Source organism: Terriglobus sp. ADX1 (genome assembly GCF_036877645.1).
GTDB lineage: Bacteria > Acidobacteriota > Terriglobia > Terriglobales > Acidobacteriaceae > Terriglobus.
In genome coordinates, this window is sequence record NZ_JAEDXV010000011.1 from 70,546 (window position 1) to 90,607 (window position 20,062).

Below are 20,062 nucleotides of genomic sequence, written 5' to 3' on the forward strand. Positions count from 1 at the left end.
CAGTGGTCCTATTCGTTGTGAGAAAAAGCCCGTGCCAGACGGATGCCGGAAAACTGCCAGCGTGTGCCCGGCGTGAAGAAGTTGCGATAGGCGGCGCGGATGTGAGTTGCCGGAGTTGCGACGGAGCCTCCGCGAAGCACCATCTGGCTGGACATGAATTTGCCGTTGTATTCACCGAGCGCGCCGGGTAGCGGGACGTAGCCGGGATAGCCGGTATAGGCTGATGCGGTCCACTCCCATGCGTAGCCCAGCATTTGTGTGAGGCCGTCGGAGGCGGCGGCAGAGGGATGGAGTCTGCCTTGTTCTAACAGGCCGGTTGTTTCCGTTGGTGCTTCGCTTGCTGCATGTTCCCATTCCGCTTCGGTTGGGAGTCGACAACCACGCCAGCGTGCGTAGGCGTCGGCTTCGAAGAGACTTACGTGGCATACCGGTGTGGCCAGCATGGTGGAGAGGCCACGCCATCCGGCGAGTGTGAAGATGCGCCAGCCTGTGCTGTCATCCGTACATCGCTGCCAGTAGAGAGGCGCTTCCCAGTGCTCGTGTTCGATGGTGTCAATGCCTTCACTGAGCCACAGTTCGGCGCGCGTGTAGGCGTTGTCATTCATGAAGGCGAGGTATTCGCCGCAGGTGACGAGCCGATTCTCCAAGGCGTAGGGCTGGAGATAGACGGTGTGGCGCGGGGTTTCGTTGTCAAAACAGAAGTCGAGCGGGTCTGCATCGTTGAGGGCGTATCCGATTTCCTGCAGGCCGCCCTGGAATTCGATCCAGCGCGCGGGTGTTCCTTCTGCGTCTGTGGCAGTCTGCGTTTCGCGATAGATGGGATGCAACGGATTGGTGAAGAAGGCGTGCTTGATGTCGGTCAGCAGCAGTTCGAGGTGTTGCTGCTCATGCTGGATGCCGAGCACGATGCGACGCAGTGCGTCGTCGGGCACGGAGTCCTGTTGCAGTAGCAGCTCGATGTGTCGGTTTACATGCGCGCGGAAGGCGACGATGGTTTCCAGAGAGGGGCGCGAGAAGGATGCGCGGAGTTTTTTCTCGGGAATCTCATTGCCCAGGCTGCGGTAGTAGCTGTTGAAGAGCCAATGGAAATCCGGGTGGAAGGGCTGATAGCCGCGGAGAAACTGCGTCAGCACAAAAGTCTCAAAGAACCAGCTTGTATGTGCCTGATGCCACTTGGTGGGGCTGGCTTCCGGGCAGGACTGCACCATCTGATCCTCAGTTGTCAGCGTGCGGCAGGCATCTTCCGTGGCCTGTCGTGCGGCCAGAAATCGTTGCAACAGCGTGGCTTGCACGGGATGCAGGACATTTGAAGCAACAGTGGTGGCCATTTCGCATGAACCTCAGGGAAGGGGATGGATAACCGCACGCATTGGGTAGAGAGGAAGATGTTGCCGCAGGTGGATTGGATGCAGAATTGACGCACTATGTTCTGCTTTCTTAGGGGCGGTGCGCCAGAAAAAAGTTCCACGATTTGATGGGGCTGCAGGTCATGGCGGAATCTTTTTGGATTCTTGGCCGGGTGGCTCTTTCGCCGGAGGCGCAAAGCGGCATATACTGCGGTCAAATACATCCCCATGCCGTTCTGGGCCGGGAATTGCAAGGCTATTTCAGGGCTTCGCAGGGGATAATGCCAGCGAGGTGCGTCTTCCATAAGACGTTGTACGCAGGTGGTGAATCCGAAGTGACAATGGCAGTAGAGAGTACTTCCTGCGCCATGGATTTCGTCTCGCCTCGTTCGCTGTTCCGCTCCGCTCTCCATTCAGCTACTGCTTTTCTTGCACCTGCACGGTGTCGGCTGTGCCGGGTTCATCCACTGACCGACGGACGGCTGGTGCCGCTGTGCGATGGGTGCATGGCGGCTGTTGAAAGCTTCCGTCTGGGTGTCTGCTGCCATCATTGCGCCGAGCCGTTGGGGTATGAACCGTCGTACCGGGAGTTCGGCGAGCGGATTCTTTGCAGCGAATGCAGATTGACTGCGCCTGCGTTTGTACGCGCTACGGCCTTTGGCTCTTATGAGTTAATGCGGCATGCGCTGCGGCTGTTCAAGTTTGGCAATGTACGCTCGCTGGCGCGGCCTATGGGGGCGATGTTGGCGGAGGCTGTCCTGACGCAGGCAGAGGGCATGCCGGAGTCGCTGCTGGTGATTCCAGTGCCGCTCTTCAGGCGTCGTCGTTTGTATAACCAGAGCCACCTGCTGGCGCATGCTGCGATACGTGTCGTTCGGCGACACTATCCGCACTGGAAGATGGAGCTGGCTCCGCAGCGAATGAAGCGCGTTCATCACAAGGAATCACAGTATCGTTTGTCGCCCGAGGAACGCCGCGAGAATGTGCGTGGCGCGTTTCGTGTGCGAGGCTCCGTTGGCGGACGCCACGTCCTACTGGTGGATGATGTGTATACCACCGGCGCCACTGTCACGGAATGCACGGAAGTGTTGTTGGCTGCAGGAGCAGAGAGTGTGCGTGTGGTCACGCTTGCTCGTGCTGGAAGTCAGATCCCTGTTTTGTGGACCGCACCGATGGATAGCACGGAGTATCCGTCGCCCAACCGATTTGGAACTTCGATTTACCCGCACCCGGTCCAGTAGTCGATCGCCAGGTGCAAAGAGAGACGTAAAGAACGACAGGCAAGCACGAACAGATCGAAATCACCCTTCGCAAGGAGCAGTGCTCGAGATGCATTCCGCCAAAGCCCGTAAGCAGAAGTCGCTCGCTAAGTGCCACACCCTCACTCCACCCGGTGAGGATCCACGTCCGCGTCGTGGAGGAACCACGTTGCAGACGCCGGTGCTGGTATTGAACGCTTCCTATGAACCCATCAACATCTGTGGTGCGCGTCGTGCGCTGGTGCTGGTGCTGAAAGGCGTGGCCCGTACGGAAGAAGAGCAGGGACACACGCTGCACGCAGCCTGCATCCGCATGCCCATGCCGTCAGTGATTCGTCTGCTGGAGTATCGTCGCATTCCGCATCAGACACGCGCGCTTTCACGTAAGAACATTCTTCTGCGCGATCGGAATACGTGCCAGTACTGTGGCTGTGTTCTGACCACTAGCGAACTTACGCTGGATCATGTTCTGCCGCGTTCGCGTGGAGGCACTTCGACATGGGAGAACCTGGTAGCTTGCTGCCATGATTGCAATCGTCGCAAGGGCAACCAGCTTTTACATGAGCTGCAGGATATGAAGCTGATGCGTGAGCCACGCCCATTTTCACTGCATACTTCGCGGCATATTATGCGGATGTTGGGCTCCGGCGATGCAGCCTGGCGAAAGTATTTGTACTTCGAAGCATAAAAAGTATCAGAACTGATACCACGCAGCGCTCTTTTTGTGGAGGAGCGCTGTTGTTTTTGGTAAGGTTCTTCTTAATATCTCCTAGTCTTAACTCAAAGACTTGCACAACACTGCCGATAAGAGCAGTTGCCTCCTTCCGACGTCCAACGGGTAGTGAGTGCCACCGGTGTGCACCGGTTCCCGAAAGGTTGTGGATGTGCGCAGGGATTCCTCTGACTACACGCATTCTTCTGTCCTAATCGCTTTCCCCCATGACATCTAAAATGACTTCAGTAACTGCGATTGTTGTAGGCATTGTTATGTCTTCGGAATGAATGGACGCGCTGTTATCGGTCACTTAGGGTAAGTCTTGCCCGGATGAATTTCCGGAAGAGTCTTGGAGGACTTCCCAAATGAAAAAGACCGTTGTTACCTCTGCCGTGATGTCGCTTCTGCTGATGCTGGGCGCTGCTTCTACCGGATCTGCAAACGCACAGACCAAAACCACGAAGAAGACCACCGCGACAGCGGCTTCGATCCCCCCGCCGTCGTGCCCCCCGAGCGATCCCAACGGCTGCGGTATCTACGACTAATTTTTATCGGGTCAGCCGACACGCTGCTCCTTGATATGCTCTTGCTCAAGGAGATTTCCGGTGTCCACGTTCCCGCTCTACAACACGCTCAGCGCGATCGAGATTGCGCTGAGCGTTGTTGCGTTGATCTTCCTCATTCGAGCGCGCGAATTGAAGACCTACTGGCCGATGCTGATTATCAGCAACTGGCAGACGATTCCCTTCTTTACCTTTGAATGGCTGCGTGCACATGGCAGGGAACATAACCTGACGGCTCGAACAGCCTATCAAATCTACTTCTATGCCTTCTATATCTGCTTCGCACTCCAGGCAATCTTTGCCGTACTTATGACTTACTTTGTGCTGCGCGAAGCCATGCGGCCTCTGAAGGGTCTACAGCAGCTTGGCAATATCGTGTATTGGTGGATCTTTGCCATTTCTGTCTTCCTAGCTTTGGATGCGGCACAGGCGACCAATGTTCAAGGCGGTGAAGTCATCGTGGGCCTTGTCACGGAGCTTCAGCGCATTAGCGGCACGCTCACCGTGAGCCTGGTGATCTTTGTTTGCCTGGCTATTCGCCCGATGGGACTGTCTCTGAAGAGTCGTGTCTTCGGCGTTAGCTTTGGTCTTGTCATTACTTCGCTGGTCACCACAATCCAGGCGCCCTCTCTGTTCAAACAGCGTTATCTCTACCGGCCATACGCTATTGTCCAGATTCTTGTTGGTTGGCTCGCGCAATTGATCTGGATCTGGTATTTCAGCAGGCCTGAGCCTAAGCGCAAGTTCGTGCTGCTTGCCACCACGTCGCCGTTCCATGCGTGGAACCGTATTGCGGAGCAGTTTGGTGCGGAGCCAGGGTATGTTGCCATTGGTGGCGTTCCGCCGGATGCCTTTGCCGCGGCTGAGATTGAGGTGTTTCATCGTGCTTCGGCAAAGATGAACCCAGCGGACGAGAAAGAAAAAGAAATTTAGGTCATTGGCCTGTTCCTCTTTCTATTGCAGCGAGCGGATATTCCTTCCCGCGGAATCGTTGTTCAGGAGAAGAATGCAGGTCCTTCGGCTTCGCTCAGGATGACGGCCTGCGACCGTACGAGCTTCGCTTACGCGAAGCTGGTTTGGATTTGTGGTGGAAGGGATGGGCGCTATAGGCGCGATGAAGAGTGTCGGGATTCTTCGCTTCGCTCAGAATGACGGTCTTCGAGCGTATGAGTCTGCTTCAATACAAGGATGCGGCCCTGCTTGACGGACTTCGAGTGTGTGAGCTTTGCTTCAATACAGGCAGCTCCTGCTGATACGCGATAGGAAGCAGAAAGGCCACCCTTGCGGGTGGCCCTTGCTTATGTTGCGCGAGGCGAGAGTTACTCGCGCTCTGAGCGCTTCCAGTTGATGAGGTCGCCCAGCGTGGTGCTGGAGGACGAGCTGGAGGAGCTGCTGGAGGAAGGTGTCTTGTAGCTCTCCACCTCTTCGCGGCTGGCTTCTTCGCCGATGCCACGGAGGCTGAGGCCGACCTTCTTCTCTTCGGGGCTCATCTTCACGATCTTGAACTCGTGCTCCGAACCCACCTGCAGTTCAGCCTGCTTGCCGGTCTCGTCAACAGCTTCAGAGACGTGGCACAGACCTTCCACACCCTCGGCGATCTCAACGAAGGCGCCGAACTGGGCGGTACGCAGAACCTTGCCCTTGACCACATCGCCCACCCGGTGCTGCGCGAAGAAGGTATCCCATACATCGGGCTCCAACTGCTTCACACCGAGGCTCAGGCGACGGTTCTCCGGCTCAACTCCGAGAACAACAGCCTTGACCTTCTCGCCCTTCTTCAGGACTTCCGAGGGGTGCTTGATGCGCTTCGTCCAGCTCAGGTTCGAAACGTGAACCAGGCCGTCGATGCCGTCTTCGATCTCGATGAACGCACCGAAGTCGGTCAGGTTGCGCACGCGACCTTCCACCGTTGCACCGGTGGGGTACTTGTTCTCCAACTGCTCCCACGGATTGTCCTGCAGCTGCTTCATGCCAAGCGAGATGCGGCGATCGTTCGGGTTGACCTGGAGGATGATGGTGTCGACTTCGTCGCCGGGCTTAACCATCTTCGACGGGTGCTTCATGCGCTTGGACCAGGTCATTTCCGAGACGTGGACCAGGCCTTCGATGCCCTGCTCCAACTCGACGAATGCGCCGTAGTCGGTCACGGACAGAACGCGGCCCTTTACCTGTGCTCCGATAGGGTAACGCTCAGTCGCGTCCAGCCACGGGTCAGGGGTGAGCTGCTTGAAGCCGAGGGAGACGCGGTGCTTATCCTTGTCGAACTTGAGAACCTTCACCTGGATCTCGTCGCCAACCTGAACCAGGTCCCGCGGATGCGTCAGGCGGCCCCAGCTCATGTCGGTGATGTGGAGCAGGCCATCCAGGCCGCCCAGCTCAACGAATGCGCCGTAGTCTGTCAGGTTCTTCACCACGCCGGTCAGCACGGTGCCCTCTTCGAGGGTCTCAAGCGTGACGGACTTCTTGGCGTTCTGCTCTTCCTCAAGGATTTCCTTGCGGGAGACAACCACGTTGCCGCGCTTCTTGTTCAGCTTGATGACGCGAACGTCCAGCTGCTGGCCCAGGTAGGTGTCCAGGTTGCGAACGGGGCGGATCTCCACCTGTGAGCCGGGGAGGAATGCCTTCACGCCGATATCAACGGTGAGGCCACCCTTGACGCGGGACAGAACCGTACCGGTCACCGGGGTCTTGTCTGCAGCGGCCTTCTCGAGCTGATCCCACAGGCGGTGACGCTGTGCCTTCTCGTAGGAAACCAGGTAGCCACCTTCCGGCTCCTCGCGCTCCACCACGACTTCCACTGCATCACCCACGGCCAGCTTCGGCTCGCCAGTGTGGTCAAGCACCTGCTCCTTCGGAATCAGGCCCTCGGACTTCAGTCCGATGTCTACGACCACATGCTTGTCGGTGATCTTCACCACGGTGCCGGTAACGACCTTGTCCTCTTCCATGGCGGAGGAGGCAGCGGCCTTTTCTTCGGCCTGCTCACGGTCAAAGCTTTCGAGCGCAGCAGCAAAGTCGGCTGCGTCGTAATCGATGTCGTCGTCGGCGGTGGTGGTTTCCGGTGCAGGCGTAACCAGGTGGTTGGCGCCTACGGTTTCTTCGTGCTGGTTGTCAGGAGTGGTGGTTTCGGTCGGCATGGTTTCCAGTTCGGTGGTCAGAGTTTTGCTCTCAGGTTCAGATTTAGCGGGGGGATGGCGACAGATACATGTGCATCCGGGCTGCCTCAGCTATTGACGCTCCGCAGTGCCCGAAGGATTCAGAGGGCCACTACCGGCAGTGCGCTGAAACGTGTTTCGACGTGTGAGCAGACGACGCACAGGCGCCGGCTGGTTGAAACCGCAAGAGCGAATTGTCCAAGGTAGCCCGCGCAAATTCTTAGGCGCCAGAGCTTAGTTTAAGTATAGGACTTAAAAAGGTCAGGGGTCAACGAAATCGGCCCTTCTAAGGCAAGCGCCAGAAGCTGCCAGCGGAGTGGAAGAATGTGCGCAGGATGAAATGAGCCAGGGAGAGCTTGTAACTTTCTCTCACCTGGCTCGCGCATGATTGGTTTTGAATTGTTGTTTATTCTCGCTGCAAGGCGCGCCAGCCGATGTCGCGGCGCATTTGCATGCCTTTGAAGGAGATAGTGGAGGCGGCGTCATAGGCCTTTCCGGCGGCGCGGCGCAGATTCTCTGCTTCGGCGGCGATGGCCAGGACACGACCGCCTGCTGTGACGACTTCACCTGCTTCATTGCGGGCGGTGCCGGCATGGAAGATCTCGACGCTGGCGGGGGGCGGGGTGTCCAGGCCGTGGATGACGACGCCTTTTTCCGCGCTGGCCGGATAGCCTGCGCTGGCAAGGATGACGCTAATGGCTGCGCCCGGCTTCAGGCGGATGTCCAGCTTGTCGGCCGTGCCGTCAACGGAGGCGTCGACGAGGTCGAGGAAGTCCGTTTCCAAGCGGAGAAGGATGGCTTCCGTTTCCGGGTCGCCCCAGCGGGTGTTGAATTCAAGGACTTTAGGTCCGTTTGGCGTCATCATCAGGCCGATGAACAGGATGCCGCGGAAGGGATAGCCCTCGGCCTTCATGCCGTCGACAGTGGGCTGTGCGACGTGCTGCAGCACCCATGTTTTGAGCTCGTCGGGGAGCAGGAGGTCTGTGGAGTATGCGCCCATGCCGCCGGTGTTGGGGCCAGTGTCGCCTTCGCCGATGCGTTTGTGGTCCTGCGCGGCGGCAATAATGGTGGCGTGCGTGCCGTCGCAGAGGGCGAAGACGCTGAGTTCGTCGCCGGTGAGGAACTCCTCGATGACGAGCGAGCCGTTCATGGGCAGCAGTTCCTGCACTGCGGCGTCGGCTTCGGCGTCGGTGGTGGCGATGATGACGCCCTTGCCTGCGGCCAGGCCGTCGGCCTTCAGCACCACGGGGAGGGAAAACTCCGGCAGTGCCGTCTGCGCTTCGTCCAGAGTTTGGACCGTGACGTAGCGGGCGGTGGGGATGTTGTGGCGCTGCAGGAAGTCCTTGGTGAAGGCTTTGCTGCTTTCCAGTTGCGCTGCAGCCTGGGTGGGGCCAAAGACGCGGATGCCGCGTTCCTGCAACGCATCCACAATGCCAGCGGCAAGCGGGACTTCTGGGCCAATGACGACCAGGTTGGGCTGTACGGCGTCTGTGACGCGCAGCATGTCTGCCACGTCGTCCTGCTTTACGGGCAGGCATTTTGCAATGGTTTCAATGCCCGCGTTGCCCGGTGCGCACACCAGTTCCTTCACGCGCGCGGACTTTCGCAGCGCCCAGCAGATGGCATGTTCACGGCCACCTGCGCCAATCACCAGAACCTTCATAGTTTCTAGTATCTCGCGGGATTTGCGTGGAAGGTGGCCCAGATGCTGCTATGCTCTATTTAGGTGAGCCTAAAGACTGCCATTTCGCAAGAGAAGGCTGAGCCGCGCATCACGCTGCGCGAGCTATGGACGTTCTTTGGTCCAGCGTTTGTTGCGTCTGTTGCTTATATCGATCCCGGCAATTTTGCTTCGAATATTGTGGGCGGCGCCAAGTATGGCTACACGTTGCTGTGGGTCTTGCTGTGGTCGAATGCGATGGCCATGCTGGTGCAATACCTGTCCGCGAAGCTGGGCATTGCGACGGGACATACGCTGCCAGAGTGTTGTCGCGAGCATTTTTCAAAGCCTGTGGTGTGGCTGCTTTGGGTGGGCGCAGAGATCAGCGCGATTGCCACGGACCTGGCGGAGTTTCTTGGCGCGGCGCTCGGCTTTTATTTGCTGGTGGGGCCGTATTTTCTGGCGCATGGCATGAGCCGCACCACCGTGATGTTTCTGGCTGCGCTGGCGACAACGGTGTTTGTGTTTTTGTTGCTGGCATTGAATCAACGCGGCTTCCGTCACTTTGAAGGCGTCATCATTGCGTTAGTCAGCGCGATTGGTTTCTGCTACGCGATTGAGATTTTCCTGGTGCATCCGGATTGGTCGCAGGCAGTGCGTGGCACGCTGGTGCCGCACCTGAATCACGAGACTCTATACATTGCCGTGGCCATGCTAGGTGCGACGGTGATGCCGCATGTGATCTATCTGCACTCGTCGCTGATGCAGCCGCGTCTGACGACATTTGTGGAACGCGGCATTAGCGGTGGTGCCAATCGCGCACAGGAAGCGAGCCGTTTGCGCGACTTCCGTCGGCGTTATCTTCGCTTTGAACGCATTGACATTATCTTTGCCATGAATGGCGCTTGGCTCATTAACTCTGCCATGTTGATTATGGCGGCAGCGGCGCTGAGTGGTGTGGGTGAAGCCGCTATCAGCAAGCTGGAAGGCGCGCATCAGACACTGGGACCGCTGCTGGGGCCGATGGCGCAGGTTGCATTTGCCGTGGCGCTGTTGTGCAGCGGCTTGTCTTCATCGACGATTGGTGTGCTGGCCGGGCAGGTGGTGATTGAAGGATTCCTGCATGTTAAGTTTCCTATCTATCTTCGGCGCCTGATCACGATCATCCCTGCGCTGGTGGTCATTGCCATGGGGCTGGATGAGTTGAAGGTATTACTGCTGTCGCAGGCGGTGTTGTCCTTCGGCATTCCGTTCGCGCTGGTGCCGCTGTTGTTGCTGACGGGCAAGAAGAATGTGATGGGTGAGTTCTGCAATAACCGCGCGACGGCCATTGCGGGATGGACTGTGGCCATGCTCATCATTGGGTTGAACTGCGTGCTTCTCTGGCAGATGTTTACGGCATAGCGACAAAAGAAGAGGCCGCCCCTTTTTTCCGGTGCGGCCTCTTTTTATATTTCAGATTTTCTATTTGGTTTAGTGGTGGTGTGGATCACCGCCGCCGTGAGGAGCCTGCGGTGGGGCGGCGTGTTGCACCTGCTGTTGCTGATGCTGCATTTGCTGTTGCATCTGATGTTGCTGCTGCACCTGGTGCTGCTGCTGTTGTTGCACCTGGCGTTGCTGCTCCTGCATCTGGCGCTGTTGCTGTTGCACCTGCTGGCGCTGTTGTTCCTGCACCTGGCGTTGTTGTTGTTGCTGCTGGCGCTGTTGTTCCTGCTGTACGCGCTGCTGCTGCTCCTGCGCCTGACGTTGTTGCTGCTGCTGACGCTGTTGCTCCTGCTGACGTTGCTGTTCCTGAGCACGCTGCTGGTTCTGCTGTTGTTCACGCTGCTGGTTCTGCATCTGCTGTTGGCGCTGTTGTTCCTGTTCGCGCTGCTGGTTCTGTTGATTTACCTGCTGGCGCTGCTGTTCCTGTTGCTGACGCTGCTGATTCTGCAGGTTCTGCTGCTGCTGGTGCTGTTGTTCCTGCTGCTGACGTTGCTGGTTCTGTTGATTCTGCTGTTGCGCGCGCTGCTGCTGTTCAAACTGCTGGCGTTGCTGCTGGTTCATGTTTTGTTGCATGCGCTGCTGGTTTTGCATGTTCTGCTGCTGCACACGCTGCTGTTGTTCGAACTGCTGGCGTTGCTGCGGGTTCATGTTCTGCTGTATGCGCTGCTGATTGTTGAACTGCTGGCGCTGCTGTTCAAACTGCTGACGCTGTTGCTGCGTTGCGTTGGCAGGCAGCGCACCATTGAACCCGTTCTGTCCGGGGTGCATGTTGTTGCCCTGCATGGGGGCTACCGTCCGCGGAGGAGCTACGATGCCGCGTTGTGCAGGCAGAGGTCGTGCTGTCGTGACCATCGTGGGGCGACCGCGATTCTGCTGGAAGAACTGCGCGCGATTCTGCATGGCCGCCTGCCGGTTTTGCACCTGCGACTGCATGGGAGGCACACGCTGTTCACGCACAGCCGCAAACTCCTGTGGCGAAGGCGCACGGCGCAGACCGCCGTTGCCGCCGAAGTAGGAGACGCGAGAGTTGTTGATGTACGTGTTGTTCACCACTTCTACGCGGCGGTTGTAAACGTAGTTGTTTACGATGCGCGGTTGTACGCGGTTCACTGCGGTGTTGTACCAGAAGTGATTGTTATTCCAGTAGCCACCCTGATATCCGTAGCCGATGTAGCCGAAGCCATAGTTGATACCGCCGTAGAAGCCGATGTGGTTTCCCCAATAGCCGTGGTGCCAACGGTAATGGCCGCCATACCAACCCCACCATCCGGGTGTCCACAGTGCACCGATAAACGGTGGCGCAACCCATGCTCCGGGGACGTAGTAGTAACCGGCGGTTGCGTAATCCCAGTAGCCGGGCGTCCACATGTAGTCCGGACCGGGCGCTACAGGCTGTTCATAATCCTGCGGCAATGGAGGAGGAGCTTCGGAGGCGGCAGGCACGTCGGGATCGAGCAGGGCGTTGTATTCGTCGTATTCCGCGGCGTTGGCAGCCTGCTGATCGGTGTATGGCTGTTGGTCGTTGACGGGTTGTTGCTGCTGGGAATTGTCGTAAACGGGTTGCTGCTGCTGCTGGTTGTTGCCCTGATAGGCAGGCGGCGCGGTGTTGTATTGCAGTGCTTCATTCTGCGTGTTGCGGCCGGACTGGGGTGCAGTCTGGGCTTGCGGCGCGTAGCTGGTGCCATTGCTTTGCGGCATGGCGGCGTAGCTTACACCGGCTACCTGTGTCGGCAGCATGTTCGCATTGGCAGGATCGGTCGCGGCAGCGTTGCCGTCCACGATTGGTGCGGGAGTGTTCGCCGCGTTGCTCCGGCATCCTGTCAGGACGAGCCCGAGCGAGGAAATGAGTACTGCAGACCGGTAGAGCGATACGTTCTTCATAAAAATCCTCAGAGATGGTCAGATGCTGCGAAGCTGTCTGCCGTTGATCCCATCCTGCACGAATCAAACCCGGTCTGGGGGAAAGGGTTGCGAGAAACTATTTCCCACTTCCCGACACTTTTGAAGTGCACCCATTCCGCGTTACCATAGACCCTATGGACCGCTCCCTGATGAGGTTGAAGCGTTTCCGCCGCGGCAGGCATGATCGCGGCCGCATCTCGCTGTAATTCTGTATCGCTCCCGTTTTGCTACTCTTGATTGCCACAGCCGCCCGGGCCAGGCTTCGCGTTGCGAAAGCCACATGGTCTGCGGCCAGACCTCGCGCCTTTGCACAGGCGCGATTGAGGACTGAACCATGAGCACTTCGTTGAATACTTTCGCAAGCCGCGCCACCCTTAACTCCGGCGGCAAGAGCTACACCTACTACCGTTTGGATTCGTTGGCAGAAAAGGGAGTCGAACTGGCTCGCCTGCCTTTCTCGCTACGCGTTCTGCTGGAGAACCTGCTGCGCCGCGAAGACGGTGTGACCGTTACTGCCGACGACATTGAGTTTCTGGCGAAGTGGCAGCCCAGCGCGGAACCTTCGCGCGAAATTGCCTACATGCCGGCGCGCGTGCTGATGCAGGACTTCACCGGTGTTCCGGCGATTGTGGACCTGGGCGCGATGCGTGATGCCATGAAGGCTCTTGGCGGCGATGCAGAGAAGATTAATCCGCTGATCCCTGCTGAGTTGGTCATCGACCACTCGGTTCAGGTGGATGAGTACGGTCTGAAGAATGCGTATGACATCAACTCGCTGCTGGAGTTCCAGCGTAATCGCGAACGTTACGCCTTCCTGAAGTGGGGACAGAGTGCGTTCAACAACTTCAGCGCGGTGCCGCCGGGAATGGGTATCTGCCACCAGGTGAACCTGGAGTATCTGGCGCGTGTGGTGTTTACGACGTCGAGTGGTGAAGCGTACCCCGACACGTGCGTTGGTACGGATTCGCACACGACGATGGTCAACGGCCTGGGTGTTCTGGGTTGGGGTGTGGGTGGTATTGAAGCCGAGGCTGCCATGCTGGGCCAGCCGGTTTCGATGCTGGTGCCGCAAGTTGTTGGCTTCCGTTTGACGGGCAAGCTGAAGCAGGGAACGACAGCTACTGATCTTGTTCTGACCGTGACCGAAATGCTGCGCAAGCATGGCGTGGTGGGCAAGTTTGTGGAGTTCTTTGGCAGCGGCATCAGCGAACTGCCTCTTGCAGATCGCGCGACGATTGCGAACATGGCTCCGGAGTATGGCGCGACATGCGGTATCTTCCCCGTGGATGCGGAGACGCTGGCTTATTTGCGACTGACCGGCCGCACGGATGAGCAGGTGAAGCTGGTTGAGGATTACTACCGCGCGCAGGGCATGTTCCACACTGCCGACGCGCCGGAAGCGCAGTACAGCAGCACGCTGGAACTGGATCTGGCAACGGTGGAGCCGAGCGTTGCCGGACCGAAGCGTCCGCAGGATCGCGTTGCTCTGTCGCAGACTGCGGCATCGTTCGCGAAGCAGTTGCCGTCGTTGTATGGCCCGAATGCAAACACCAAGGGCGATCGTCAGATTGCACGTTGGCAGGGTGAAGGCGGCCACGCATCGGTGGATGGCTCCGTGGAATCAACCGTGGGCGCACCGGAGCCGGGCAAAGATGGCGTGCTGGCAGAAGCCAGTGAGCCAATCCTGTCGATCAAGGATCGCTTTGGCATCGACGTGGATCCGTACCTGCATCATGGCAGCATTGTGATTGCGGCGATCACGTCCTGCACGAACACGTCGAACCCGTACGTGATGCTGGCCGCTGGCCTGCTGGCGAAGAAGGCTGTGGAGAAGGGCCTGAAAACGCCGCCGTGGGTGAAGACATCGCTCGCGCCGGGTTCGCGCGTGGTGACCGATTACTACAACAAGGCTGGTTTGCAGAAGTACCTGGACGCGTTGCGCTTCAACACCGTGGGCTATGGCTGCACCACCTGCATTGGTAACTCTGGTCCTTTGCCTACGGATGTCTCGAAGGCGATTGAAGAACACGGCCTTGTCGCAGTCAGCGTGCTTTCTGGCAACCGTAACTTTGAAGGTCGTATCAACTCGGATGTGCGTGCGAACTATCTGATGTCGCCGCCGTTGGTGGTGGCGTATGCGCTGGCTGGCCGTATTGATTTCGACTTCGATAACGAACCCATCGGCAAGGGCAAAGATGGCAGCGATGTGTTCCTGAAAGACATCTGGCCGACGCAGCAAGAAGTCAACAAGACCGTTAACGACAGCATTGATGCGGAGATGTTCCGCACGCAGTACAGCACTGTCTCTGACGGCGATCACAACTGGCAGGCGTTGAAGTTCCCGCTGGGCGATGTGTATGGATGGGAAGCTGATTCCACCTACATTCGCAAGGCGCCGTACTTTGACGGCATGCCTGCAACGCCCGCGCCGGTGACGGATATTCACGATGCGCGTGTGCTTGCAGTGCTGGGTGATTCGGTGACAACGGATCACATCTCGCCTGCTGGTTCCATCAAACTGAATGGTCCCGCGGGCAAGTACCTGACGGAGAACGGCGTGAAGCCTGCAGACTTCAATAGCTACGGCTCGCGTCGCGGCAACCATGAGGTGATGGTGCGTGGCACGTTTGCGAATGTGCGTCTGCGCAACAAGCTGGCACCCGGAACAGAAGGCGGCGTAACGCGGTTGCTACCGGAAGGCACAGGCATGAGCATCTACGATGCGTCCGTCGAGTACGCGAAGCGCAACACGCCGCTGGCGATTCTTGCCGGTAAGGAATACGGTTCCGGTTCGTCGCGCGACTGGGCTGCAAAGGGTCCGCGTTTGCTGGGCATTCGCTTTGTGCTTGCCGAGAGCTACGAGCGTATTCACCGCAGCAACCTGGTGGGCATGGGCATTCTGCCGTTGCAGTTTCAGGAAGGTGACAACGTGGAATCGCTGGGCCTGACCGGCGAAGAGGTGTACAGCGTGCCCGGCCTGAAGGACATGCTGGATGCGAAGTTCGCTAACGGCAAGCAGATCACAGTGGAAGCGAAGAAGGCTGATGGAACGGTGCTGCACATTCCGGCAACCGTCCGCATCGATACGCCGCAGGAGATCCTGTACTACCAGCACGGCGGCATTTTGCAGTACGTGCTGCGTCAGTTGGCTGGCAAGGCGTAAGCAGTTGCCGTAATAACAGAAGAGGCCCGGAGTGATCCGGGCCTCTTGCTATTGCTGGTTTTTTCGCGCCAAGTCGCTGCACATGGGAAGTGCGGGCGCTCCTGCTGAGGTTCCACTGATTGTGTAGCAAAGCTGTCCGGTTCGTGTATCCAATGCAAGCGCACCGCTGGGAATCTTGTCCGATATTCCGGTGGGATCGTTTACCAGCACGAATCGTTGGCCCGCAACGACACTGGTGGCACTGCATCCTGCCAAGAGCAGAAGCATGCATGGAGCTATCTGGAGAAGTAGGTTCTTCAAATTGCCGCCCTCCAGCAGGAAGTGTACTGAAGGCGGCGGTTTATTGCGCGGATTCGTTCTTTGCAGGGAGCGACTTAAGACGACTGATGAACTCTTTGATATGGGGCATCAATGGTTCGAAGAGGGGATCGTTGCGGTGGTGCAGCGCGACCTCTGCGAACATTTTGAAGCCAATGGCAAGTTGAGCGGCGGTGTCGTCGTCCCATAGGCCTTTCGCTTTCTGGCGTTCGAGGATGTTGAACAGATCGTCGTGGTTGTAGGCTTCGAAGGTGACTTTGTCGTCGGCGTTTCCACGCACTACGCCGTCTTTGCCTGCCACGCGTTCCAACGTCAGCTTGTAACGATACTGATCCATACCTCATTCGACGCAGGGAATGCTGCTGCGGATTCGGGTATGGTGTTTCTTGAACAACAGCATTGAAGGAGCCGCTAGCAAATGGAAGTGCACGTGCCAGAAGAACCAGTGATGACCTGGCGACAGTTCTTTATTCACATGGGCATTGTTGTGTTGGGACTGTTGATTGCCATTGCTCTGGAGCAAACTGCGGAGTGGCTGCACCGTGGGCATCAGCGGCATGAGGTGCGTGAAGGCATGCAGCGCGATCTGGAGATTATTGCGACGAATGCGGAAGGCGCGCAGCGGTATTACGAGGCGATGGTTTCGCGCGATGCTCGCGTGATTCGACAGACGCAGGATGCGTTTCTGCATCACACTGCAATTCCTGCATTGCCTGAGGTTCCGGGAGTAGCTGACTGGGATCAGCCGAACGATCCTTCCTATCAGGCGGCTAAGGCTAGCGGACGGTTGGCATTGTTGTCTGAGGATGAGATCCGTGTCTTTTCAGAAGTGGATGGTCCTATCCAGAATCTGACTGCGTCGTTCAACGTGCTGGATGAGGCAGGTAGCGGTCTGAATGAGTTCATGGCTCGCTTCGGCGTGCCGGGAACGGCTGCGAACACATGGAAGGACGCGACACCGGACGATGTGCGTCGTTACATGGCCGCGCTGGCGGCACAGCAGAATCAGGCCCGCAGCATTGCGCTGAACTTTGCCACGATTCACGCAATTGCCGAGCAGGCTGCGCATGGAGAGCGTGATCTGCAGACGATCTACAAAGCGGAAAATGAAGCGTACCTGAAGGCGATGCAGCGTATGCAGTAACATGCTTCCCATGTTGAACTGGACACGGACGTTCGTTGTTGCACCGCTTCTTATCGCTGGTATCGCTTCCCATGCGCAGCAGGCTCAGACCGCGGAACAGGTGATTGCTGCCATGCGTGCTGCGGCGCAGATTACGCCCGCGCCGAACACAGTGGACACCATCAAGGAAGGTGATCCGCAGACGGTGGTTACCGGGATTGCGACGACGATCTCGCCCACGATGGACGTGTTGCGCAAGGCTGTCGCTGCTGGTGACAACCTGATCGTCACACATGAGCCGAGCTTCTATAACCATCTGGATAAGACGGATCTGTATCCGAACGATCCCGTGCTCGCGGAGAAGATGAAGTACATTGCGGATCACAAACTGGTGATCTTCCGTTGGCATGATGGAGCGCACACACGGCGACCGGACTTCATCATGGAGGGCTGGAAGGCAAAGGTGGGTTGGGTTGATGCTCATCGTGACCCCGGTGGCCCTATGCTGTACACCGCGAAGCCTGTGACGGTAGCGGTGCTGGCAGAGCAGCTACGCAAAGCGACGGGCGCAACCATTGTGCGTGTGATTGGTGACCCGAAGTTAGTGGTAACGAAGATTGCGTATGCGCCCGGCGCGCCAGGTGCGGATCGCCAGATCAAGACACTGGAACGCGATGATGTCGAAGTGCTGGTGGGTGGCGAGATTCCGGAGTGGGAGACGATCTCGTATGTGTGGGATGCGAAGCAGCAGGGGCGACACAAGGCGCTGATCCTGATGGGGCATTACACCAGCGAGGAGCCCGGGATGAAGACCGTGGCTGATTGGCTGAAGACGACGTTGCCGGGCATGAAGGTGGACTTTATCCCTGCGGGAGAGCCGTACTGGCTGGCGCGTTAGGGCGGCGTTACTCGCCCTTGAGGGCTTCGTCGTAGGCCTTGTTCACATCGCGTGCGAGACCTGCGGTGGCGGAGAGGTGGGCAAGCGAGAGCTGAACCTGGGACATAGCAGTTTCAATCTGGGTAGGCGTCATCTTGTTGGGGTCAGAGATTCCCATAGCCGCGGCAATGCCGAGCAGCGGGCCGATGGCCTGATCCTGAAAACGTTCGAGCTTGGCCTGCAGCGTGTACGCAGAGGAGAAGCGCTGCACCTCTGCGTAGTCCATGAAACTGAGTGCACCGGTTGCCGATGCGGTGTTCCATGCGGCGCTTTGTGGTGTCATCTGAACGATGCCGGTTTGCAACTTGCCGTCGGGTAGGGGTTTCCCTTCCAGCCTGGTCTGTAATGCGGCCTGCATGTTGACCATGAGCTTCATCTCGCCAGGGAGGGCTTTAGTGACCTCTTGCAGGTCGTGCTGGTTGGCTCTCAGTTCAAGACGGATGTTCTCCTCGGCCTGATGCTTCAGGTGGACGTGGTGGCGCCACTCCGCCAGGTTTTCCAGGCCGAGCGCGATCAGCAGGCCCACCGTGATGGTGAACAGGTGGATGAGGAAGTCCCGTACCCCGAAGATGGGGTGTTCCGGTTCGTGTACATCGAGCATGGCAGCAGAGTAGCAGAGGTTCCGGTTATTGTTTGGTCTTTGCCGCGGATTCGCGCACGCTGGACATGCTGACTTGGACCGTGCCTAACTTATCTGTCATGGCGTCATGCACGGCAACGCGAACGTAGCCATCTCCCTTGTCTGGCAACGCAACCACCTGATGATAGCGCATGCCGCTTTTCAACATGGCCTGATAGCGTGCGTCATCCAACGCGAGCGTCGCCCGGTCACTGCGCGAATCCAGCACCTTGCCATTCTTGTCGTAGATCACAGTGGCAACATCCACCACGCCGTGCATCTTGCCATCGGCATCGGGTGAGAACTGCAGGGTGGAGAAGTCCACCAAAGCGTTCAATTGATACATGCCATGCGGCAACGCTTCAAAGATCGGCGCGCCGATGATCTTTGCGGCATTGGTTTCGCCGCTGGGCTTTGACACTTCAAGCTGAAACAACACTTCGCTGCTCTGCGGCGCCATTGCCTGCATACTGAACGAGGTCTTCTTGGAATTCAGATCAGCCAGTCCATTTGTCGTTGCTTCGGACGTGTAGTAGCCCTTGCGATAGCGAACACGCAGGCCCTTGCCTTGTACGTTGATTTCAACGTTGCGGAACTGTCCAGGCTTCGCATTTAAAGGTGGGGTGTACGTAAGTGTGTAGAACTGCGATCCATCCGCCTGCGCATCACGCAGTGCTCCGGCAATGTCGTTGCCGTTATAGAAGGCCTTGCCTCCAGTGGCATCGGCCAATTCGTTCATGGAACTGTGGCGTTGAAAGAGAGCGTTGTCGGCGGCCTTGTTTTGAGGTGTGAAACTACTGCTGCCATACATGCGTTGTTGTGCTGCCAGACTTGTGCTGGAGCTGTCGTTGGACACTTGGAAGGATGGAGGAACGGGTGTGCCACTCGGATCCACTGGATAAAGGGCTATCTGGCTGCTGGCCAGTGCATTCTTCGTCTGCCGCATCTCCGCATCCAGAACTTCATTTACCTGGAAGGGTTTTCCATTGCTTTCTGGATCCTGCTGGATATAGACAGGGAAAGAAGTGGATAACCACATCACATTCTTTCGTCCCGGTACACCGCTGAGATAACGCGCCACGTCACGAAGACAGCTCATAGTCAGCAAGGCCTGGTTGCGCTGAAGGAATGCCTGTTCCTTTGCGGTGAAGTCTGAAAGGGACTGCATCACCTGGCCTATCTGCGCTTGTAACGCAGCGGTTGAACCTTCGTAGAGACCTTCCATCGCCTGCATCTGCATGTCGGGGCCGGTCTGAATCTGGCCAGTGAACGCGGAGAACTTCGTGCCCATATGCTTCAATGCCATCTTCAGGATTTCCGGATCGGTGGTGAAGTCCTGCAGCAGATGAACAGAAGAGTTCATGGTGAAGATTGCGGTATGCGCTCCTGCAGGTTGCGAGATCACAAACTTGGCCAGTTGATCACGCATGAATGCCTGCAATTCCGGCGGCGTGTTGAGAAAATCGATCAGGAGTACATTGTTGGCACCGCCGCGCGCCACTGTCGCGTTGGTAAAAACGCCCGGTCTCGGTCGGTCATACGTGGTGGGGGCATTGCCAGCGTGTTCTTCGAAATTGCGAATTGCCTGCGGCTGTTTATTTTCTCGGACGGAGAAGTCGTCCGCCTTGAGTCCGTGTACAGGAACGCCCTTCTTATCAGTGACGATGACATCTACCGTTGTCAGGCGAACATCAGTCCTTAATGTGGGGACTGCGTTGCTCTGAGCCAGCGCAGTGGCAGAAAGAATCACAGAGGTAAGCAGGACAAGGCAGCGCACGATGTTGGCTCTCCTTTACGGCCACAAAAAAGTGGCTCGC

The 20,062-nt window shown here is 57.7% G+C and carries 16 protein-coding genes; 8 read left to right on the top strand and 8 right to left on the bottom strand.

The window, feature by feature from the left end:
* Positions 1-8 precede the first annotated feature (8 nt).
* Positions 9-1,328: an ergothioneine biosynthesis protein EgtB gene (egtB, locus tag JAO32_RS09245; protein WP_334239618.1), complete on the bottom strand. Its 1,320-nt coding sequence runs from the start codon at positions 1,326-1,328 to the stop codon at positions 9-11.
* Positions 1,329-1,852: 524 nt separating this feature from the next.
* Here egtB and JAO32_RS09250 point away from each other — a divergent pair.
* The 4 genes from JAO32_RS09250 to JAO32_RS09265 all read left to right on the top strand — a co-directional run bounded on the left by JAO32_RS09250 (position 1,853) and on the right by JAO32_RS09265 (position 4,816).
* A complete protein-coding gene (locus JAO32_RS09250) occupies positions 1,853-2,587 on the top strand; it encodes a ComF family protein (protein WP_334239619.1) in 735 nt (244 codons plus the stop codon).
* Positions 2,588-2,675: 88 nt separating this feature from the next.
* On the top strand, positions 2,676-3,293 hold the full coding sequence (locus JAO32_RS09255) for an HNH endonuclease (protein ID WP_334239620.1): 618 nt from the start codon (positions 2,676-2,678) through the stop codon (positions 3,291-3,293).
* 392 nt (positions 3,294-3,685) lie between these two features.
* Positions 3,686-3,865, top strand: coding sequence for a hypothetical protein (locus JAO32_RS09260; protein WP_334239621.1), 180 nt, complete (start codon positions 3,686-3,688; stop codon positions 3,863-3,865).
* Between the two features lie 60 nt (positions 3,866-3,925).
* Complete coding sequence (locus JAO32_RS09265) at positions 3,926-4,816, top strand: hypothetical protein (protein ID WP_334239622.1); 891 nt, start codon at positions 3,926-3,928, stop codon at positions 4,814-4,816.
* A gap of 386 nt (positions 4,817-5,202) precedes the next feature.
* Here the strand turns inward: JAO32_RS09265 and JAO32_RS09270 are convergent, their stop codons facing one another.
* Both JAO32_RS09270 and purD read right to left on the bottom strand, forming a co-directional pair.
* Positions 5,203-7,020: a 30S ribosomal protein S1 gene (locus JAO32_RS09270; RefSeq protein WP_334239623.1), complete on the bottom strand. Its 1,818-nt coding sequence runs from the start codon at positions 7,018-7,020 to the stop codon at positions 5,203-5,205.
* A 424-nt stretch (positions 7,021-7,444) separates the two neighbouring features.
* Positions 7,445-8,701 (bottom strand): phosphoribosylamine--glycine ligase, encoded by a 1,257-nt coding sequence (gene purD / locus JAO32_RS09275; RefSeq protein ID WP_334239624.1) that lies wholly within the window; start codon positions 8,699-8,701, stop codon positions 7,445-7,447.
* A 63-nt stretch (positions 8,702-8,764) separates the two neighbouring features.
* Between purD and JAO32_RS09280 the strand changes: the two genes are divergently transcribed.
* A complete protein-coding gene (locus tag JAO32_RS09280; RefSeq protein WP_334239625.1) occupies positions 8,765-10,102 on the top strand; it encodes an Nramp family divalent metal transporter in 1,338 nt (445 codons plus the stop codon).
* A gap of 69 nt (positions 10,103-10,171) precedes the next feature.
* Here JAO32_RS09280 and JAO32_RS09285 read toward each other — a convergent pair whose 3' ends face one another.
* On the bottom strand, positions 10,172-12,064 hold the full coding sequence (locus JAO32_RS09285) for a YXWGXW repeat-containing protein (RefSeq protein WP_334239626.1): 1,893 nt from the start codon (positions 12,062-12,064) through the stop codon (positions 10,172-10,174).
* Positions 12,065-12,419: 355 nt separating this feature from the next.
* Between JAO32_RS09285 and JAO32_RS09290 the strand changes: the two genes are divergently transcribed.
* Complete coding sequence (locus tag JAO32_RS09290; protein ID WP_334239627.1) at positions 12,420-15,248, top strand: aconitate hydratase; 2,829 nt, start codon at positions 12,420-12,422, stop codon at positions 15,246-15,248.
* Positions 15,249-15,296: 48 nt separating this feature from the next.
* On the opposite strand, the gene JAO32_RS09295 is transcribed toward JAO32_RS09290, so the two are convergent.
* Both JAO32_RS09295 and JAO32_RS09300 read right to left on the bottom strand, forming a co-directional pair.
* Positions 15,297-15,515 (bottom strand): hypothetical protein, encoded by a 219-nt coding sequence (locus JAO32_RS09295; RefSeq protein WP_334239628.1) that lies wholly within the window; start codon positions 15,513-15,515, stop codon positions 15,297-15,299.
* Between the two features lie 73 nt (positions 15,516-15,588).
* A complete protein-coding gene (locus JAO32_RS09300; protein WP_334239629.1) occupies positions 15,589-15,903 on the bottom strand; it encodes a DUF3861 domain-containing protein in 315 nt (104 codons plus the stop codon).
* An 81-nt stretch (positions 15,904-15,984) separates the two neighbouring features.
* Here JAO32_RS09300 and JAO32_RS09305 point away from each other — a divergent pair, with 81 nt between their 5' ends.
* Together JAO32_RS09305 and JAO32_RS09310 are read left to right on the top strand one after the other, a co-directional pair.
* Positions 15,985-16,710, top strand: a complete 726-nt coding sequence (locus JAO32_RS09305; protein ID WP_334239630.1) for a hypothetical protein — start codon at positions 15,985-15,987, stop codon at positions 16,708-16,710.
* A 1-nt stretch (position 16,711) separates the two neighbouring features.
* On the top strand, positions 16,712-17,587 hold the full coding sequence (locus JAO32_RS09310) for a Nif3-like dinuclear metal center hexameric protein (RefSeq protein ID WP_334239631.1): 876 nt from the start codon (positions 16,712-16,714) through the stop codon (positions 17,585-17,587).
* A 7-nt stretch (positions 17,588-17,594) separates the two neighbouring features.
* Here JAO32_RS09310 and JAO32_RS09315 read toward each other — a convergent pair whose 3' ends face one another.
* Both JAO32_RS09315 and JAO32_RS09320 read right to left on the bottom strand, forming a co-directional pair.
* Complete coding sequence (locus JAO32_RS09315) at positions 17,595-18,227, bottom strand: hypothetical protein (protein ID WP_334239632.1); 633 nt, start codon at positions 18,225-18,227, stop codon at positions 17,595-17,597.
* Positions 18,228-18,252: 25 nt separating this feature from the next.
* Positions 18,253-20,022, bottom strand: a complete 1,770-nt coding sequence (locus tag JAO32_RS09320; RefSeq protein WP_334239633.1) for a VWA domain-containing protein — start codon at positions 20,020-20,022, stop codon at positions 18,253-18,255.
* Positions 20,023-20,062: the final 40 nt, after the last annotated feature.

What these genes read in the sequence shown, in the direction of transcription:
- JAO32_RS09315 (WP_334239632.1), bottom strand. Translation starts at nt 18,227, where the DNA reads ATGCTCGATGTACACGAACCGGAACACCCCATCTTCGGGGTACGGGAC.
- JAO32_RS09260 (WP_334239621.1), top strand. Translation starts at nt 3,686, where the DNA reads ATGAAAAAGACCGTTGTTACCTCTGCCGTGATGTCGCTTCTGCTGATG.
- egtB (WP_334239618.1), bottom strand. Translation starts at nt 1,328, where the DNA reads ATGGCCACCACTGTTGCTTCAAATGTCCTGCATCCCGTGCAAGCCACG.
- JAO32_RS09305 (WP_334239630.1), top strand. Translation starts at nt 15,985, where the DNA reads ATGGAAGTGCACGTGCCAGAAGAACCAGTGATGACCTGGCGACAGTTC.
- JAO32_RS09300 (WP_334239629.1), bottom strand. Translation starts at nt 15,903, where the DNA reads ATGGATCAGTATCGTTACAAGCTGACGTTGGAACGCGTGGCAGGCAAA.
- JAO32_RS09290 (WP_334239627.1), top strand. Translation starts at nt 12,420, where the DNA reads ATGAGCACTTCGTTGAATACTTTCGCAAGCCGCGCCACCCTTAACTCC.
- JAO32_RS09310 (WP_334239631.1), top strand. Translation starts at nt 16,712, where the DNA reads ATGCTTCCCATGTTGAACTGGACACGGACGTTCGTTGTTGCACCGCTT.
- purD (WP_334239624.1), bottom strand. Translation starts at nt 8,701, where the DNA reads ATGAAGGTTCTGGTGATTGGCGCAGGTGGCCGTGAACATGCCATCTGC.
- JAO32_RS09250 (WP_334239619.1), top strand. Translation starts at nt 1,853, where the DNA reads ATGGCGGCTGTTGAAAGCTTCCGTCTGGGTGTCTGCTGCCATCATTGC.
- JAO32_RS09295 (WP_334239628.1), bottom strand. Translation starts at nt 15,515, where the DNA reads ATGCTTCTGCTCTTGGCAGGATGCAGTGCCACCAGTGTCGTTGCGGGC.
- JAO32_RS09270 (WP_334239623.1), bottom strand. Translation starts at nt 7,020, where the DNA reads ATGCCGACCGAAACCACCACTCCTGACAACCAGCACGAAGAAACCGTA.
- JAO32_RS09255 (WP_334239620.1), top strand. Translation starts at nt 2,676, where the DNA reads ATGCATTCCGCCAAAGCCCGTAAGCAGAAGTCGCTCGCTAAGTGCCAC.
- JAO32_RS09285 (WP_334239626.1), bottom strand. Translation starts at nt 12,064, where the DNA reads ATGAAGAACGTATCGCTCTACCGGTCTGCAGTACTCATTTCCTCGCTC.